Here is a 14,185-nt window from a genome sequence, read left to right on the forward strand (position 1 = left end):
CGTACCCGAAATCACTCAAGAGAGAATTAGCCGGAACCGGCGAGCCGAACAGCCGCATTAACCAATCATTGACCATAAAAAACTATGAAAAATCATGCGGCTAACGAACCCTTACCACCCTATGGGGAGATCTCCGTCAAACTACGGAAACGGGTTCGCGGCGCGTGTCGGGAAGCGGCGTCTCCTTACCGCGTTGGTGCTGTTGGCACCAATTTTCACGGGAGTTCCGCAATCATTCGCACAACAGGCGAACCAGCCGGGTTTTGATCCGCGCCAGCCCGAGAAATACTTTGAAAACCAAACCGAGCGGGAAACACTGAGCCGGCCTCCGGTCAAGCTACCGACGGTCGGCCACGCCAACACCGGCGGCGATACCAAGCCTCAGTTCGTGCTGCGCGGCCTCAATGTCAGCGGCGCCCGCGCCGTCTCCCGCGACCGCATCGCCGCGGTCTATCAGCCTTATCTCGGCAAGAAGGTCTCGCAGGCGGATCTAGCCGCGATCGCCGGCGCGATCAGCGACCTCTACCGCGCCGACGGTTTCCATCTGAGCCGGGCCGTCGTGCCGCCGCAGGACATCGCCAACGGCGTGGTCCGGATTCAGGTGATCGAGGGCGCCATTGTCCAGGCCGATCTGAAAGGCGATGGCGCCGAGCAGTTCGGCGTGAGGCCGATGCTCGGACCGGTTCTGGCCGAGCAGCCATCGCGCCTGGCAACGCTCGAACGCCAGCTTTTCCTCATCAACGTCAGGCCGGGTGTCCGGATCATCGATACCGCGTTGGAGGAGATCGGCGGTGCGACCGGCCGCTTCCGTCTCACCGTCTATTTGAAGACCTGGCACGTGTTTACGTCGTTCGGCCTGGACAATCTCGGCTCGTCCTCGGTCGGCCCCTGGCAGACCTATGCGACCGGCGCGTTCAACTCCTACCTCACGCCTGGCGATACGCTGACGGTCAACCTGTCGACCATTGCCAACGATCCCCGCGAGCTCGGCTTTGCGCGGCTGTCCTATGACGCACCCGTCGGCGTCGACGGCGTGCGCCTCGGCACGTCCGTCCTCTACAGTGCGGTCCGGCCAGGCGACGCCCGCCGCCTCGACAGCGACATCACCACGACCGAAGCTTTCGAGGTGCGGGCAAGCACCGTGCCCTTCATGTCGCAATCGTCGGCACTGACGCTTACCTTGGCTGGGACCTTCAGCAACGTGTCCGAGCATGACCTTTACGGTCCCTGGTACAACGACCATATCCGGACCGCGAGCCTTACCGCCGACTATCGGCTCCAGGATCGCTTCGGCGGTACCAATTTCGCGACGCTGACCTACCGTCAGGGCCTCGACGTCTTCGGCGCATCGCATTTCGACGACGATCTGTTGTCGCGCGACGGTGCGTCATCGAACTTCTCGGTGCTGAATCTCTGGTTCACGCGCTACCAGTCGCTCAACGATGCCTGGTCGCTCAAGCTCTCGGCGGCGAGCCAGACGGCATCGCGGCCGCTGTTCACCTCGCAGCAGTTCTATCTCGGCGGCGCGGCCTTCGGCCGGGGCTACGGCGCAGCCGAGATCAGCGGCGACAACGGTCTTGCCGGCTCGCTCGAGTTGCGCTTCGACCAGAAGCTCAATTTCCGCTACTGGACCGGCTACCAGATCTACGCCTTCGGCGACGCCGGCGCAGTCTGGAACGACGGCTACCGCCTGAGCGACGGCCTGTCGCTGACATCAGCCGGAGCCGGCGCACGGTTCTTCCTGTGGGACGATCTCCAGGCCGATCTCGGCGTGGCCGTCCCCTTGAGCTACCGGGCGCCGGACAACGAGCGCCGCAGCCCACGTTTCCTGTTCACGCTGTCGAGCGCATTCCGGCTCTGCCCCGAACGCGGCAGGAGCGGCTGCCTCTAGCTGCAAAGCCCTCATGCCGCGTACCCGGCATGCGGCCCTTTTGCGGCCTTGCGCACAGACTTGCCTAAATTTAATCCCGTAACCTGCTCACGATCGCTCGATCCGGGCGCTTGCAGTGACCATTTTCAGTCGAAAGCAATTGGGACGGAACCATGAAGAGGGTGTTTGCAATTCTGGCGTTTCTTTGCGTCCTCGGCGTCGGCGAATATTTCGTCGTCAGCCGGTTTGCGATCCGCCATGAGCTTTTGACCCTGTTCGATGCCTCGCGCCAGCGGCCGATCTCGGTCGAGATCGCGGTGCGGCGCGACTACGAGACCAAGGCCAATCTCGGTCTCTGGAAGCTGCCGCTCGCCATCATCAGCAACGGCAATACCGTCAAGGCCACCGAGTATTCCTTCCTCGCCAACGCGCTCGCGGCGCGCGGCTATCTCGTTGCCAGCATCCAGCAGGACCTGCCCAGCGATCCGCCGCTAATGACCCATGTCGGCCAGCAATATGTCGGCCGGCGTGAAGTCTATATCCGCTGCGAGGCCAACATCCTCTTCGCCCTGGGCGAACTGAAGCGGCGGCAGGAGAACGCCGACTACGACCACATTACCCTCGTCGGCCATTCCAACGGCGGCGACGTGTCCATGTATGTCGCCCATCAGCACCCGGAGCTGGTGTCGAAAGTGATCACGCTCGACAATCTTCGGGTGCCTTTCGTGCTCAGCGACAACTTGAAGATCCTGTCGTTCCGCTCGAAGGATCCGCATTTCCTGACCGACCCGGGCGTGCTGCCGACGCCGGAAGAGGCCAAGGCGCGCGGCATCGACATCGTCCACACCGGTGCGCAGCACACCGAGATGAGCGATCGCGGGCCCGACGCGGTCAAGGAGAAGATCCAGGCGACGCTCGACCGCTTCCTGCGCGACAGCGCCAGCAGCGCGCTCGCCCCGGCCGATACGAAAAGTCCGATGATCATGAACCCCGGCGACTATTAGCCGGGGACGCCTTGCGGCAGATCAAGGCGGCTCCGGGCCGGCCACGATAGACACGGTCTCACAATCTCGGAGAGGCACGTGTCGCACTACATCGAAAGCCTTGATACGAAACGGCTGGGCCTGCCCGCGACAAGGACGCCTGGATTCGTGCGGCATCTGTATCGTTCGACCCGCAGGCTGCTACGGTCGATCATCGCCCGCATCGATCTCTCCCAATTTCCGGGCTCGTGCTGCGGATGAGCACAGTGGCTGCAAGCGAACGCACGAGGGTTGCCCGATGCACCTGCATTTGAGAGGAATTTGCCTGGTACTTGCCGTGGCCTCGAGTTCCTCGTCCGCTCTCGCCGCCGATGCCGGTCACGGTGCCGACCTCGCCAAGCGCTGGTGCGCAAGTTGCCATGTCGTGGCCAATGGCCAGGCGGTAGCCAGCGCCGACGTCCCTTCCTTTGCATCCGTTGCGCGCCGGCCGGACTTCAGTTCGGAGAAGCTCGCCTTCTTCCTGCTCGACCCGCATCCGAAGATGCCGAGCTTTCCCTTGAGCAGGACCGAAGCCGGCGACATCGCGGCCTATATCGGATCACTGCGTCCATAGAGCGCCGGCCAATCGCGACACTTGTCGCAAAATGCAAATCCCTGCCGGAGGACCGACAGGGATCAGCAGAAAGGATGATGGACGGCGAATGAGAAACCATTCGGTGGCCCATCATGGACCTGCACCAGCATCGAAATGCGGATCTCAATGCTGCGCAAGATCAATTTGTAGGCACGCAGCGCACAAACCAGGAATCAGGATTTGCCCTTGCCCGGCTGCATGAGACTGCCGGTCATCTGGCGCATGTGATCTCCGGCGCTGGTGAACTGGCTACGCAGGAAGTCGGACTGGATTCGCATCGCTTCCTGAAGGTCGGTGGCATGAACAAGCTTGCGCGCGTGCTCGAACGCCGACTTCATGTTCTGCTCGGTAAAAGCGAGCGCCTGCTTTGACACCTCCGTCCCTGCTCCCGGAACGGATGACATCGATTTGGTGGCGGCATCGAAAAACATGCCGAATGCCTGTTCCGCCTGGTCGATCGTCTTTTCGGCTAGGTCGCGCAGTTCGGCCGGAACTTCGATTTTCGGTTCGATCATGGTCGCACTCCTCCCTTTTTCTTAGCTGAATACCACACTTGCCGGACCACCTTCCAGCGGCGCCCCCGGGGCAAACGTCCCCGGCGGCCCGGCTCGGGCAGGAAAATCAAGGAAAAGGCGTAAGATGCGCGGTCCAGCTCAGGACAGGGGGTGTTCGGGAAGGACTTCTTCGGTGGCGAGGTCTTCAACGAGCTTGATGACCTCGAAACGCTGGCGAGGCGCGAGCTTCAAAAAAGCACGGAGCAGGCGCAGGCTTTCGACAGTGCCGCTCGCCGGCGCGCCGAGCTTGAGGTGCAGTTCAGCCGCGAAATTGAGGTTCTTCATCTCGCACCTATGACCAGCATCGGCCTTCCTGATCCGACATCGTCCCACTCGGGAGCCGAACACCATAAGCGGGCGCCATGGTGAGGACGAACTTTCGGCCAAGGGGGCCCCGGCGGGTTAGCACGCTCAACTACATATCCGAACGGGCGGGCTCAACCGAACAGGTTGTAGTTATGCCAAGAAACAACCCTTCCGGCAAGCCCGACCAGCGGCCTAGCGATGCTTCGTCTGCATCGCACCACCGCAATTCCGGATAACAGGAATATGGACCGTCGTCACCCACCTGCGTCAAGAAGCGGCATCAGTCACGCACACGGCCCTGATCGCTGTCAACCTGCGCAGCATTTCGCCTTGTTTCCGGCGTGAATGGGCATTGACGGAGGCGATCTAACGCTTCTTCAGCGTATACACGTAATTGTTGAGTCCCACCTCGGCGGTTGTATCGTCGACGAAATGAACGTCGATCTCGCAGCCGGTCTCCAAAGTCCGGATCGGGGCGCCGGCGAAGCCGAGCGAGGCGGCAAGCGCCTTGGGATCGGCCTTCTTGTCGGCACGTCGCATCTCGTCGAATGCGCCCTGGAAGATCATGTCGGGGCCATAATCCGTCACCTTGTACTGCGGCTTGGCGCAGGCAAAGGGGCGCGGTCCCGAGATTTCTTTCGCCTTCAGGACGACTGTCTTGCCCATCAGACGTGCCCGCTCGGTGTCGTCGGGCTTGCGTTGCGGATCGGCCCATGGCGCGACCACGGCAGCCGTGAGTGTCCAGCTTCCGATGTAGAAGGGATCTGCCGCCGCAGCGGCGCCTGCGGCACCGACAGACACGAGAAGGCAAACAGTTGCGGCGAATTTCATCTGACGTATCCCCTTGAGCCTTCGGCTTGGACTCGCCTCTTCGCTTCAAGGTTCATCGTTTCCGACATGTTTCTGCCGATGAACCGCTGTTCAAGATCGGACGACCAAGCGTTGCGATACGGCCACGCAGATCACGGGCGCCATGGCTGACGGATTCAACCGATTCGGGCGCGCGTCAGCACCAAAGGACGACGGCATGCTTTCTCGCTGCGATCTCATCAAGGGCGCCGCGGTTGCGCTTCTCACCCTCTCGATACAAGGCGCATGGGCGCAGGAGACCAAGATGAATCTGTTCAAGATCGTGACCATCAAGGACGAAATCGTCGTCGGACTGTCGGCGGAGGAGCTTCAGGCGCTCGGCGGCAATGATGCGAGCGCGATTGCGCACGCGCTGGCGCAGAAGGGTGACCTCACCGTCTGGCAATACAACGTGCATCGCGGCCCGAACGGCGAATTGCAGCAGGCGCCGACCGCCAGGATCGGGCTTTTGGCCAACGCCTCGCTCCGTGTCGAGCCCTACACGACGCCTTACCAGATTGTACCGCATCCGTAAGCAGCAGGCAGACAGGCACGCCGGCGGCCGAGACCGCCGGCGTGCCGCGATCATCTGCGCTGGTCTGCACGCCGTGTCCCGGCCTCCGTCGCAAAGCCGTAGATCAGTGCCAGCCGGTCCAGGCATTCGCGAAACCGCCGCGCAAAATAGTCGTTCCAGCGCTGCGTACGGACGGCGCGCCGCTGCCCGATCTGATCCATGGTCAGACCCAGGACCAGCACGTCGTGCACCAACGCGGCGCCGTCGGTGCCGAGTTCGCGCTCGACCCGGTTGAGCCGCAGCACCGCCTGCCGCTGGCTCTCGGTGACGGGCTCGCGTGAGCGGGCGCCATCGACATATTCGCGGGTTGGGTCCATCGCCTGAGGCCCCCGCTCCGCCCGCTCCCAATCGTTCTGGAAGGCGCGCCCGCCGCGGTATTGAGCCTCGTCGATCTGGTGGTGCGAGTGCAGACGGCCGAGCGGATCGCTGCGGATCGACCGGATCGCCATAATCGTCTCGCCGGGATCGAGCGCCAGCGGATTGTCGACCTCGACCTCTGCCACTTCCGCATTGAATGGCACCTCGCGCGACCGCCGGTCGTAGATCTGTGCCAGTTTGTAGGATCTGTTGCGTCGGACACGTCCCACTCGGATACTCCTTGCAAGATTGACGATTGATCGGCTGAGCGCACTTTCAGGCGGCGGAGACCAGCCTCAGCACGACGGGACCCGCGACACGGGCGGAGGCAGCCCCGGAGCGGCGCGTCAGGCGCGCATGCGGCGCGCAATAGCTGGAGCCCGGCTGGCGCGGGTGGCCGCAGAAGGCGATCTCCTCCCCGTCCTTGTCGCCGCCATAGGGGTAGCGGCAGTCGGCCTTCGCAAGTTCGACCAGCTGGACAAGGCGCGGCTTGACGCCGACACAGCGCAACTTGACCTGCGCGGCCGGCTTCAGTGCGGACTTCGGCGGCAGATTCAGTAACGCCGGCCGGCGCGGCGAGAGCAGACCGGCCTCGCCCGGCAGAGACGGCGCGATCGACGGGCTCATCACCCATTGCGGCGCAACGAGTCCGAGCCGCTTGGCGCGGCCGGCGACCGCGCTGCGCGTGTAAGCCGTTCCAAACCTTGCGTTAATCTGTCTTCCGATCTCCGCATAAGACATTCCCTTGAGAAAATAGTCGCGAAGCGCGTCGGAGTGCTCCGACGGCCAATGACCCGGTTCCATGCTGCTGTCCTGTGATGCACCCCCTTCCGATCGCACGACCGGGAGGCGAAACACACATTCCGGTATTCCGAAGCGAGAGTCAAGCCGGAATTCTGATATTCATAATTGCATCAATTCCGAATTTCGGATTACAAGAGGCGAGACGATGGGACAATCGAGGGAATCACCATGTTGGACGTTGCGATGATCGAGCGGGGCCTGGAAAAGACAGGCAAAAGCAAGGGCGGCCTGGCGGCAGCCATGGGCGTGCGCCCCGGCGCGGTCTCGGAGATTCTTGGCGGCGAGCGCCTGGTGAAGGCCTCGGAGATCATTCCGATCATGGAATATCTCGAGCTCAATCTCGCGCCGATCATGGGGCGCGTGGGCGCCGGCGCCGTGATTGAGCCGGATTATGAGCAGGTTCCCCCGGAGGGGCTCGGCGACATCGCGCTGCCGTTCCCGATCATGGAAGAGACGATTGCATTCGAGATCGTGGGCGATTCGATGCTGCCCAAATACGAGAGTGGCGACGTGATCGTGGTCTACAAGGACCAGCGTCATCCGCTGTCGAGCTTCTACGGCGAAGAGGCCGTGGTCCGGCTCAAGACCGGCGAACGCTATTTGAAGACCATCGAGCGGGGCAAATCCCCTTCCGTCGTCAATCTCAACAGCTTCAACGCCAAGCCGATCGTCGGCGTCAAGCTCGACTGGGTCGGGGAGATCTGCCTCTCCATGCCCAAGGGTCAGCTCGAACGGCTGCGCGCCAAGTCGGCGCGCCCGCGCAAGAAGGGCAAGTAGGCTACCGATTTCTGATTTTTGGAAATCGAACTTGACTTAATTCTGCTTTTCGGAAATACTCTGCCGTGCTCCCGACCGTCGGGGCACGGCAGGATCGTTCCATGCAGTATTTCGTCGTGATGATCGACTACGGGCGGCGCGGCCGCGAGGCGGTCGTCGACCCTGAAATCACGAGGCGCGAGGTCATCTCCCGTGTGGCCTCGGGTGAATACCGGAACATCTCGTTCATCCACGAGATCGCGGAGAACTCGGTCGAGGACGTCACCGACGCCATCCTGGCCGAGGCCACCCTTCCCCACGTTCCGCCTGGAGATGTCGACCTCCAGGCAAGCCGCCTCGATCACGCCCGCGACCTGCGCAAGCACGAACGGACGTGACGCGGGCCCGGTCGGTCTGCGTCAGCGTCCGGCAGAACGTCACACCAGGAGCACGGTCGATCCCGTCGTCTTGCGCGCGGCGAGATCGGCATGCGCCTTGGCCGCGTCCTTCAGCGGATAGGTCTGGTGAACCTCGATCTTGACCGCGCCGGACTTGACCACGTCGAACAGCTCGCCCGCCATCGCCACCAGGCTCTCGCGCTTGGCGGCATAGGTGAACAGCGTCGGACGGGTGACGTAGAGCGAGCCCTTCTGGGCGAGCAGGCCGAGATTGAGCGGCTCGACCGCACCGGAGGACTGGCCGAACAGCGCAGCGACGCCGAGCGGTGCGAGGCAGTCCAGCGATTTCAGGAACGTGTCCTTGCCGACGGAGTCGTAGACCACCGGCACCTTCTTGCCGCCCGTGATCTCATCGACGCGCTTCACGAAATCCTCGCGCGTGTAAATGATGACATGGTCGCAGCCATGCGCCTTGGCCAGCTTTGCCTTCTCGTCGTTGCTGACGGTGCCGATCACGGTCGCGCCGAGATGCTTGGCCCACTGGCTCAGGATCAGGCCAACACCACCGGCCGCGGCATGGAGCAGGATCGTGTCGCCGGCTTTCACCCGGTAGGTCTGCCGGATCAGATATTGCGTCGTCAGCCCCTTCAGCATCATCGCCGCCGCCGTCTTGTCGTCGACGCCGTCAGGCAGCTTCAGCAGACGATCGGCGGGGATCAGCCGCGCCTCGGAATAGGCGCCAAGCGGCGAGGCGCCATAGGCGACGCGATCACCCGGCTTCAGATCGGTGACACCCGGGCCGATCTCCTCGACGATGCCCGCCGCCTCGCTGCCGAGCCCGCTCGGCAGCTGCGCCGGATAAAGACCCGAACGGTTGTAGATGTCGACGAAGTTGAGACCCACGGCGGTGTGGCGGATACGCGCTTCGCCCGGTCCGGGCTTGCCGACACTGACCTCCTCCCAGACCAGGACTTCCGGCCCGCCGGTCTTGTGAAAGCGAATGGCATGCGTCATGGGGTTGCTCCCTTATCGTTGCAGTGAGGGTCCGAGAACCGGATCGGCCTGTGAAATAGGCATTTGATCTGCCCGTTACAGTACAGAGACGTAACAAGAATGTCACAGCAAACGACAAACGCGCGCCGTTCCGCCTCTGTTCGAAAGAGTTGATGACGGCTCCGGGGCAACCGGCAGTAGCTTTTGCGCGGGGTTTGGTGGTCGCCTGCGAAGGAGAGCCGAGATGCCAGCTTATGTACAGCATCATCAGGATATCGAGATCGCGCCTGTGATTTGCCCCACGTGCATGGGGTTCCTGCCGATGTATGTGCGCGAGGTCGAACCGCATTGGAGCCTTGCCAAGATCGACTTCGTCTATGAATGCGCCGATTGCGGCGCCGAGGTCCGGCAGACGATCCGGAAGCCGGCGCTGCTCCGGCACTGACCGCGCGATCGGCAGACCGCTCAAGTATTTGCGTTAAGCGGAAAAAACGCCGTTCACGCGGGTCTGATGTCTCCCAAACGAGACTTGTTCTTTGCCCGGAACGCAGGCAGAACAAGCCTCAAGCAAGACCTTTGGGAGCGCCAATTCGTGGCTGAACAGAAGCCCTCGACCGCGATCGAGGCAGTGGAGAGCGGCCTCGCCGCGCAAGGCTATATTGCCAGCCGGCAGATCGCGACCGCCGTCTATTTGTCGCAGCAGATCGAGAAACCGATCCTGGTCGAGGGCCCTGCAGGCGTCGGCAAGACCGAGCTTGCCAAGGCGATCGCTGCCTGGCGCGGCATGAAGATGATCCGCCTGCAGTGCTACGAAGGCCTCGACGAGGCCAAGGCGCTCTATGAGTGGAAATACGCCAAGCAGCTTCTCTATACGCAGATCCTCAAGGACAAGCTCGGCGAGGTCCTCGGCGGCGCGCAGACGTTGCACGCTGCGCTCGATCAGCTCCACGATTTCGGCGACGTGTTCTTCTCCAAGGAGTTCGTCGAGCCGCGGCCGCTGCTCCAGGCGCTCGAGCAGCCGGGCGGCTGCGTGCTGCTGATCGACGAGATCGACAAGTCGGACGCCGAGTTTGAATCGCTGCTGCTGGAAATCCTGTCCGACTTCCAGGTCACGATCCCCGAGCTCGGCACCGTCTCCGCCGTTACACCACCGACCGTGATCCTCACCTCCAACAGCGAGCGCGACCTGGGCGATGCCCTGAAGCGGCGCTGCCTGCATCTGCATATCGGCTTCCCCGAGCAGCGGCTGGAGGAGCGCATCGTCGAGAGCCGCGTGCCCGGCATCTCGCAGACGCTGCGCCGGCAGATGGTCGGGTTCATCCACGAGATCCGCTCGCTGGACTTGAAGAAGCTGCCCTCGGTCAGCGAGACCATCGACTGGGCGCGCGTGCTGGTGCTGCTTCAGGCCTCCGAGCTCGACACGGAGATCGTCAAGGACACGCTTAACGTGCTCCTGAAATACGAAGCCGATATCGAGGCGGCCCAGCCCCAGGTCACGACCTTCATTGCCAAGGCAGCACGATCCAACGTCTTCGGTTGACGCCGATGCGCGAGAACATCCATCGTTTCTTTCGGGCCGCACGTGGCGCGGGCGTACACGTCTCGCCCGCCGAAAGCATCGACGCGATGCGCGCGGTCGCGCAGGTCGGCTTTTCAGACCGAACCATCCTGCGCGACACCCTGCTTCTGACGCTCGCCAAATCGCAGGACGAGAAACTCGCGCTCGGCGACTGCTTTGATCTGTTCTTCAGCCAGCCGGAGCCGCGGCAGGAGCAGCCCGAAGGCACCGACGAGGATGCGTCGCAGGAGACGGATCAAGCCCCCTCTTCCAGCGCGTCCAGTGACGCGGGCGGCGGTTCGCCGCAGGAGGGACTAGGCCCGCTCGCGCAGATGCTGCTGTCGCAGGATCGCAATGCGATCGCGGCAGCGATCGCCAGCGGGGCCGGCGCCGCGTCCCTGTCCGACATCCGCTATTCCACGCAGCGCGGCATCTTCTCCAGCCGCATCCTCGACGCCATGGGCCTGCAGCGCCTGCGCGACGAACTCGATGAGCTGACCGCAACCAATCCCGCGCTGGCCGAGCGCCTGCGCGCCGCGCTCGACGCCTTGCGCGAAGCGGTCCGCGACACCGTCTCCCAGGGGCTTGCGCTCTATGCCCGCGAAGAGGCCGAAAACCTGCGCAACGAGATCCTGCGCAACGCGCCGCTTGCGCGGATCGAGCGGCGCCAGGTCGCCGAGATGCGCGCCCTCATCCGCCAGATCGCGCGCCGCCTGCGCGAGCGCTATTCCAAGCCGCGCAAGCGCCAGCGCCGCGGGCATCTCGACGTCCGCCGCACGCTGCGCCGCAATGCGGCCTGGGGTGGTGTGCCCTTCCTCACGGCGTGGAAGCGCAAGCATCGCGACCGGCCGAAAATCGTCGCGCTCTGCGACGTCTCCGGCTCGGTCGCGCAGGTCTCCGATTTCTTCCTGCTCCTGATCCACTCGCTGCACGAGGTGGTCGACGACGTCCGCTCCTTCGCCTTCTCCTCACATCTGATCGAGGTCAGCGACATTCTGGAATCGAAGTCGCCGGAAGAGGCGATGGCCGAGATCATGTCCAAAGTCGGCTTCGGCTCATCCGACTACGGCTCGTCGCTGGTCGATTTCGAGAAGGATTTCATGAGCGCGCTGACGCCGCAGACCACGGTGATCGTGCTCGGCGATGCCCGCAGCAACAATCTCGATCCGCGCGCCGACATCCTGCGCCGGATCTCCGAGCGCTCGAAGCGGCTGGTCTGGCTCAATCCCGAGGGGCGGCTCGCCTGGGGTTTTGGCGATTCGGAGATGCCCCGCTATGCGACCTTTTGCAGCGTGGTGCGCCAATGCGCCACCGCGCACCAGCTCGAGCGCGCAGTGTCCGATATCGTGGCGACTTATCAGTAGACGGGGATCACGTCCGTCGTCTGGCGTCAGGCGGCAGCCAACTCGGCCTGGACGAGGTCGCACTCTCGAAAGTGATAGGCGATTTCGTCGAGCGCGCGCTGCTCCCATTCCTGGGCCTGCGCGAGCCAGAACATCCGGCGCTCCGAATCCAGCGCGGCGCGCTCCCGGCACAGGAATTCCTGACTGCGAATTTCCACCAGCCTGTTCATGCACTCACACTCCAGTTGTGTGAAGCCAATCCCCTGCGAATCAACCTAGCAGAGTCCCGTACCCCTCGCCTCACGATTTCTGTGCATATTGCGACGCAGAATGGGACAGCAATGCTTGCCGTGCACTGCGGTAGCTTTCACCACACGATCAACAGCCAATCATCAATTAGTGATCGCAGGTCGGGACGATAGTCGTGCGCGAACGATCTTAACTCTTGTGGCGCAACGAAGTGCGGCAATTCGTGAAGAGATGTTCCAAGCAGCTCACCGAATTCCCGACTCATTGTCGTCGCATGGTCTTCATGCAGCGCCGTTAACAGAGGCGCGCGAACGGTACGATCGCTTGAGGCAATATGAGCAACGATTTCGACTTCGATCTTTCACCCGACCAGTGGGAAGCACTGAAGGCGCTTCGCAATCCGGTGTCGAATGGTCGCCTCGCGAAGGCTTATGTCGTCGAAAGCCTCGTCAAGCTCGGCCTTGTCGTCGTCGATGACGGCGCGCCCGCGATGACACCGGCCGGCCGCAAGGCGCTGGTGCGCGGATCGTGCAAATTGCTGGATCTCGCGGCGTAGGCGAACATCAAAAGATCTGGGCGATCACGATCGCGTAAGCGATGAACACGGCGCCGAGCCCCCACACCATCGCCGGAATCTGCGACCGCCGGCCGACTGTCACTTCCAGGGCGATGTAGCTCAGCGTTCCCAGGGCCATTCCGTTGATGAGGTTGTTGGTCAGAACGGTGACGAGCAGCGTCAGCACGATCGGAACCGCGTTGCCGAGATCGGTCATGTCGATGCGGGCAAGCCCCTGCATCATCAGCACACCGACGAGCACCAGCGCGGGCGCAGTCGCTTGCGGCGGGATGATGACGAAGATCGGCCAGAAGAACAGCGCAAGGAAGAAGAGCCCCGCAACGGTCAGCGAAGTCAGCCCCGTTCGGCCGCCGGCCTGCACGCCGGTGATGGACTCGATGTACGCCGTGACGACGGAGGTGCCGAGCAGCGGGCCGACGATGGATGCCGTCGCATCGGTGGCAAACGCAGCGGTGGCGTTCGGGATCGAGCCATCGGGCTTGCGCAGGTTGGCGGCGCCCGTCACGCCGATCAGCGTGCCAAGCGTCGAGAAGAATTCGGCACACAGGAAATAGAACAGCAGCGGCAGCGCGACGACGAAATGGCTGAAGAGATAGCCGAAATCGAGCGCCATGAACGTGCTGCTCGGCCAGCGGGGCCATGACATGATCGCCGAAGGCACCGACGTCACCATCTTGCCGTTGCCGCCGGGAACGAAGAAGCCGATCAGGGTGAGTACCGCGATCGACAGCATCAGCGCCGCCGGAACCCGGCGCGCCACCAGCACCGGCGTGAGCAGGAGGCCAAACAGCGTCAACAGCACCGGCGGGCTGCGCAGCGATCCCATCGCGATGTAGGTCGACGGGTTCTGGACCACGAAGCCGGCGCCGCGCAACGCAATGAAGACGATGAGCGTGCCGACGGCCGCCTGGATGCCGATCTTCAGCGCTTCCGGCACATCCTTCGCGACTTTCTCGCGCAGCTTCGACAGGCTGAGGATCAGGAACAGAACGCCGGTGAAGGCGACCATGGCGAGCGCACCTTGCCAAGGCATGCCCATCTGCTTGACGATGACATAGGTGAAGATGACGTTCGACCCCATAGCCGGCGCAACCGCGAGCGGCAGATTGGCCCACAGCCCCATCATCATCGAACCGAAAATCGCGGCGAGTGCCGTGGCGCTGACCAGATCGCCACGATCCATTCCGGCGTTGGACATGATCGCCGGGTTCACGGCGATGATATAGGCCATCGCAGCGAACGTGGTCGCGCCGGCCATCACCTCGCGGCCGACACTCGTGCCACGCTCGGTGAGGCCAAAGATGCGATCGAGCAGTCCGGCGGCTGCGCGCGGCGCCGGCTCTGCGGAGGCGGCTTGCGGCTTCGTCATCTCGTTCATCC

At 63.1% G+C, this 14,185-nt stretch carries 18 protein-coding genes; 10 read left to right on the plus strand and 8 right to left on the minus strand.

What is annotated here, in order from left to right; all coding sequences use genetic code 11:
• Positions 1 to 94 precede the first annotated feature (94 nt).
• From BJA_RS31005 to BJA_RS31015, 3 genes are all read left to right on the plus strand, one after another.
• Entirely contained in the window at positions 95 to 1,891 is a 1,797-nt protein-coding gene (locus BJA_RS31005) for a ShlB/FhaC/HecB family hemolysin secretion/activation protein (protein WP_011088867.1), read from the plus strand.
• A gap of 152 nt (positions 1,892 to 2,043) precedes the next feature.
• Positions 2,044 to 2,874, plus strand: a complete 831-nt coding sequence (locus BJA_RS31010; protein WP_011088868.1) for an alpha/beta fold hydrolase — start codon at positions 2,044 to 2,046, stop codon at positions 2,872 to 2,874.
• A 277-nt stretch (positions 2,875 to 3,151) separates the two neighbouring features.
• The gene (locus BJA_RS31015) at positions 3,152 to 3,466 is read left to right on the plus strand and encodes a c-type cytochrome (RefSeq protein WP_011088869.1); all 315 of its coding nucleotides are present in this window, start codon (positions 3,152 to 3,154) and stop codon (positions 3,464 to 3,466) included.
• A 194-nt stretch (positions 3,467 to 3,660) separates the two neighbouring features.
• On the opposite strand, the gene BJA_RS31020 is transcribed toward BJA_RS31015, so the two are convergent.
• The 3 genes from BJA_RS31020 to BJA_RS31030 form a co-directional block, all read right to left on the minus strand.
• Entirely contained in the window at positions 3,661 to 4,002 is a 342-nt protein-coding gene (locus tag BJA_RS31020) for a phasin (protein WP_011088870.1), read from the minus strand.
• Between the two features lie 138 nt (positions 4,003 to 4,140).
• Positions 4,141 to 4,326 (minus strand): hypothetical protein, encoded by a 186-nt coding sequence (locus BJA_RS31025; protein WP_028174427.1) that lies wholly within the window; start codon positions 4,324 to 4,326, stop codon positions 4,141 to 4,143.
• 387 nt (positions 4,327 to 4,713) lie between these two features.
• Positions 4,714 to 5,178 carry a hypothetical protein gene (locus tag BJA_RS31030; protein WP_011088872.1) on the minus strand — a complete coding sequence of 155 codons (465 nt, stop codon included), beginning with the start codon at positions 5,176 to 5,178 and terminating at the stop codon, positions 4,714 to 4,716.
• Positions 5,179 to 5,374: 196 nt separating this feature from the next.
• Between BJA_RS31030 and BJA_RS31035 the strand changes: the two genes are divergently transcribed.
• A complete protein-coding gene (locus tag BJA_RS31035; protein ID WP_028174425.1) occupies positions 5,375 to 5,731 on the plus strand; it encodes a hypothetical protein in 357 nt (118 codons plus the stop codon).
• 50 nt (positions 5,732 to 5,781) lie between these two features.
• Here BJA_RS31035 and BJA_RS31040 read toward each other — a convergent pair whose 3' ends face one another.
• Positions 5,782 to 6,357, minus strand: a complete 576-nt coding sequence (locus BJA_RS31040; RefSeq protein ID WP_011088874.1) for a hypothetical protein — start codon at positions 6,355 to 6,357, stop codon at positions 5,782 to 5,784.
• 46 nt (positions 6,358 to 6,403) lie between these two features.
• Positions 6,404 to 6,931, minus strand: a complete 528-nt coding sequence (locus BJA_RS31045) for a GcrA family cell cycle regulator (RefSeq protein WP_038966712.1) — start codon at positions 6,929 to 6,931, stop codon at positions 6,404 to 6,406.
• A 168-nt stretch (positions 6,932 to 7,099) separates the two neighbouring features.
• Between BJA_RS31045 and BJA_RS31050 the strand changes: the two genes are divergently transcribed.
• Together BJA_RS31050 and BJA_RS31055 are read left to right on the plus strand one after the other, a co-directional pair.
• Complete coding sequence (locus BJA_RS31050) at positions 7,100 to 7,708, plus strand: S24 family peptidase (protein WP_011088876.1); 609 nt, start codon at positions 7,100 to 7,102, stop codon at positions 7,706 to 7,708.
• Between the two features lie 101 nt (positions 7,709 to 7,809).
• Positions 7,810 to 8,085 carry a hypothetical protein gene (locus BJA_RS31055; RefSeq protein WP_038966713.1) on the plus strand — a complete coding sequence of 92 codons (276 nt, stop codon included), beginning with the start codon at positions 7,810 to 7,812 and terminating at the stop codon, positions 8,083 to 8,085.
• 39 nt (positions 8,086 to 8,124) lie between these two features.
• Here BJA_RS31055 and BJA_RS31060 read toward each other — a convergent pair whose 3' ends face one another.
• The gene (locus BJA_RS31060; RefSeq protein ID WP_011088878.1) at positions 8,125 to 9,099 is read right to left on the minus strand and encodes a quinone oxidoreductase family protein; all 975 of its coding nucleotides are present in this window, start codon (positions 9,097 to 9,099) and stop codon (positions 8,125 to 8,127) included.
• Positions 9,100 to 9,322: 223 nt separating this feature from the next.
• Here BJA_RS31060 and BJA_RS31065 point away from each other — a divergent pair, with 223 nt between their 5' ends.
• From BJA_RS31065 to BJA_RS31075, 3 genes are all read left to right on the plus strand, one after another.
• On the plus strand, positions 9,323 to 9,523 hold the full coding sequence (locus BJA_RS31065) for a hypothetical protein (RefSeq protein ID WP_028174421.1): 201 nt from the start codon (positions 9,323 to 9,325) through the stop codon (positions 9,521 to 9,523).
• Positions 9,524 to 9,670: 147 nt separating this feature from the next.
• On the plus strand, positions 9,671 to 10,618 hold the full coding sequence (locus BJA_RS31070; RefSeq protein ID WP_028174420.1) for an AAA family ATPase: 948 nt from the start codon (positions 9,671 to 9,673) through the stop codon (positions 10,616 to 10,618).
• A gap of 5 nt (positions 10,619 to 10,623) precedes the next feature.
• Positions 10,624 to 12,000, plus strand: coding sequence for a vWA domain-containing protein (locus BJA_RS31075; RefSeq protein WP_011088880.1), 1,377 nt, complete (start codon positions 10,624 to 10,626; stop codon positions 11,998 to 12,000).
• 26 nt (positions 12,001 to 12,026) lie between these two features.
• On the opposite strand, the gene BJA_RS31080 is transcribed toward BJA_RS31075, so the two are convergent.
• Entirely contained in the window at positions 12,027 to 12,209 is a 183-nt protein-coding gene (locus tag BJA_RS31080; RefSeq protein ID WP_038966714.1) for a hypothetical protein, read from the minus strand.
• Positions 12,210 to 12,562: 353 nt separating this feature from the next.
• Between BJA_RS31080 and BJA_RS31085 the strand changes: the two genes are divergently transcribed.
• On the plus strand, positions 12,563 to 12,784 hold the full coding sequence (locus BJA_RS31085; protein WP_038966715.1) for a hypothetical protein: 222 nt from the start codon (positions 12,563 to 12,565) through the stop codon (positions 12,782 to 12,784).
• Between the two features lie 7 nt (positions 12,785 to 12,791).
• Here BJA_RS31085 and BJA_RS31090 read toward each other — a convergent pair whose 3' ends face one another.
• Complete coding sequence (locus BJA_RS31090; protein ID WP_011088882.1) at positions 12,792 to 14,183, minus strand: NCS2 family permease; 1,392 nt, start codon at positions 14,181 to 14,183, stop codon at positions 12,792 to 12,794.
• Positions 14,184 to 14,185 lie beyond the last annotated feature (2 nt).

The sequence above is a fragment of the Bradyrhizobium diazoefficiens USDA 110 genome (assembly GCF_000011365.1).
Classification (GTDB): Bacteria; Pseudomonadota; Alphaproteobacteria; order Rhizobiales; family Xanthobacteraceae; genus Bradyrhizobium; species Bradyrhizobium diazoefficiens.